Origin of the sequence: Hymenobacter terrestris (assembly GCF_013377905.1) — a bacterium.
Taxonomy (GTDB): domain Bacteria; phylum Bacteroidota; class Bacteroidia; order Cytophagales; family Hymenobacteraceae; genus Hymenobacter; species Hymenobacter terrestris.
The window spans coordinates 1-2,872 of record NZ_JABKAV010000129.1 but is presented as its reverse complement, the minus strand read 5'-3'; the positions used below and the strand labels follow the sequence as shown (position 1 = coordinate 2,872).

At 56.5% G+C, this 2,872-nt stretch carries 3 protein-coding genes; 2 read left to right on the top strand and 1 reads right to left on the bottom strand.

Going from position 1 to position 2,872, the window contains the following annotated elements:
- The first annotated feature begins 307 nt into the window (after positions 1–307).
- Positions 308–847, top strand: a complete 540-nt coding sequence (locus HW556_RS18185) for a hypothetical protein (protein WP_176901538.1) — start codon at positions 308–310, stop codon at positions 845–847.
- A gap of 50 nt (positions 848–897) precedes the next feature.
- On the opposite strand, the gene HW556_RS18180 is transcribed toward HW556_RS18185, so the two are convergent.
- On the bottom strand, positions 898–1,563 hold the full coding sequence (locus HW556_RS18180) for an NHL repeat-containing protein (RefSeq protein ID WP_176901537.1): 666 nt from the start codon (positions 1,561–1,563) through the stop codon (positions 898–900).
- A gap of 208 nt (positions 1,564–1,771) precedes the next feature.
- Between HW556_RS18180 and HW556_RS18175 the strand changes: the two genes are divergently transcribed.
- Complete coding sequence (locus HW556_RS18175; RefSeq protein ID WP_176901536.1) at positions 1,772–2,152, top strand: hypothetical protein; 381 nt, start codon at positions 1,772–1,774, stop codon at positions 2,150–2,152.
- Positions 2,153–2,872 lie beyond the last annotated feature (720 nt).

Genomic DNA, 2,872 nt, shown 5'->3' with positions numbered 1-2,872 from the left:
TCTGCTATTTGGTATGACCTTTTATAATCTCATTCCTGCGTTCGCGCTGCTTGGCACGACTCTTTACACAGCCGTTGTGGGCCGAAGCGCGAGGGAAGCACTCACGGGCATTGCGGTATTGGTATTTATGTTCCTGATGGCTAAGAATGGCATGAGCATGATGCAGCTTTACGACTGACATATGCCGGTACGCTCCTTCAACTGAATTGCCACGTTTAGCTTGGGACCCTTTAGGTAGACTGCATTTAACCGGTTGTGTGGCTGAGAAGAAGTACCTTGGCGCGTACCTATTGCATCCCATCCCTCCGTGCATTCGCTTCGCTACACCGCTGTGGAAACCCTAAGCCCGTCGGACGGTGAAGCGTGGCGCTCTTACCTGGCCTTCTCCTGCCTAACGCACCTGTGCGAAGTCATTTCGTTGGACCCAATGCTGTGCCCGACGGTGCACCCCCAAGACTTCGAACAAGAAGCCGACTACGTGGTGTGGGAAGACTTTACCGCCGACCAGTACCACGACCGTGCGTACCTGGAAGCGCAAGTAGCCCACCTGGACCCGGCCCGCTATTCGTTCATAGCGGTGGCCAAAGAGCCGACTGACCCGGCGGAGGCGCGGGCTCTGTTGGGCTTTACGTTTGCTGGCTACGACCTGCTTGATAAGGACGGTAGCGCCAGCGCGTTGCTCAACTGCGGAGGCTTTCCCGAAACCTTTAGCCCCGGCGACCTCAACGCTGTCGGCTTACTCAGCACGCACGCGCAAGCCGTTCGGATTCGCCAAGCGTTGCGCGACAACAACCCCGACGAGCACCACGCCGATTGCTACATCTGGGCTCTGTGGCGCCGGCAGTAACAAGCCCTTTCTGCTAGATTGACCCTTTTCCTGAACAATCGGAAGCAGATTTACAGGAGATAAATGCCGTCGTTCAGCCGCACCAGCTCGTGCTTCTGGAAGCGTCGGTACTGCCACACCGGCTGCTCAAACGTGCGATAGGTGCCGAAACGTTTGGTACGCGTGTTCATGAGCACCACGCGCTGATGGCCCATGTCGCTGATGAAGGCGTGTTCTTCGTAGACGGCGATGTCTTCCGGGTGGTCGAACTCGCCGGGTTCCCACGCCTCGTTCCCGCCCAAGGCGAAGAACTGACGGCCCGTGGTCACGTCGTACTGCGCCACCTGGTGGTAGCAGGGGTCGGCCGTCCACAAGTGTCCCTGGACATCGAGCGCAATGCTGTAGAAGCTGCACACGGGCGCAATGGCGTCGGGCAAGGCGCGCCGCAGCGTGCCGTCCGGGGTGAACAAGCGGACGACCGATTCTTGGTAAAAGCAGCGCAGGGTGTTGCCACCGGGCAGGTAAACCACTTCTTCCCCGTCCTGGTACGGCCCGGCCGCCCCGCGGTATTTGGCCTCGTTGAACTCCTGTTCCGTGACGGCAACGTTGTGGACCGTGTCGGTTTTGAAGTAGGCGTAGGGCACGTGGCGCAGGCGCGTGCGTTGCACCCGGTAGTAGAGCCAATCAGGGGTACACACCAAATCGAACGCACCGGCTTCGGTTGGAAGCTTGGTCATGAAAGGTCGGAGAAATAATCGGCCAGCGAAGCACACAAAGGTGGGGATTTCAGCGTCTTTCTCGCTTGGCTAACCGCTCTCTAGCCTGAACGCAGTAAGTTCAGGCTTGGACCATTTCGCTAAACTCTTGTTTCGCAGAGGGCTGCTCACCTTATCGTTCCAACTTAGCTTTAAGCCGTGATTAAACGGTAGTTGCTTTCCCCTCACTATGCACGTTTCGCTCTTGTTACTGCTTCTGCAAGCCCTTACTCCGCAGCAGCAGAAAGAAACCTTCGTAGGAGGACGGCCGCGGTACTCGTACCTGAAGCTGATCCTGTCGCCGGATTCGAGCTTTCGCTACACCAGCCAGTACCACTTTGAGCGCAAGACCCGCACCTACTCCGGAACGTGGCACAAAGCTGGCAACAACCTCGTGTTGACTTCCCGTCCCCCGAAGCGCCGCCCAGTCGAACAGGCGACGAAGACCAGTCTCTTTCAGCATAGTGCATTCCGGTTGTCGGGGGACACGCTTCACCTTTACACGGCCGCGGACTCGCTCGATCGCTACCAGTTTTGTCGAGACTATCTGACCTTAACCCGGCAGCACTAGCGCACTCATTCCCTCCTTAAACTGAATTGCGCTAGTTTACCATCAGACCGTTTACCTAAACTGCCTTACCACATCCACCGCACGAGCAACAACAGCAGGCTCGCGGCTATGACTCCGGCACAGCCCCAGGGGATGGCCTTGCCGGATGAACGCAGGCCTTGTACGTGCGCCAGGGCCTCGTCCTCAGGCAGAAAATAGCCGCGCCACGCATGGTCGGGCGACGACAAGGCCCACACTTGTGAGCACGTGCGGCACTGCCGGAATGCGTCCGGCTCATAGGCCGTCAATGGCTCCCGGGCGGGCCACGTTACAGGCCTTCCCCACCACTGCAGGTCTTTGAGCCGCAACTCTTGTTCAAAGGCTTCAAACGTCTGCCACGAGTCAAACCGCGAGTAGCCCTGTACAAAACACGCTTCACACATAAGACGACCTTTGCCCACGGAAATGAACTCCGTTTGACAAAGAAATACTCCTTATTTTGAATAGCGCTCGTTTACCTGGCTACCCTTTCGCTAAACTGGCCCGAAATACCTTTACTCAGCTGTTTGCCCTTTCCCTAAATTCATGGCCTTGGTTAAAAGTTTGGTACAGAAGTTAATCGGCTAACTCAGCAGCAACCCCACTGCCCTAAGATTAATAGAGAGCACTATCTTGAAAAACAGGCACTTGCAATTGATACTCTAGCGTCAGAGTACAGTTTACTCGTCGCAATAAGCGAGT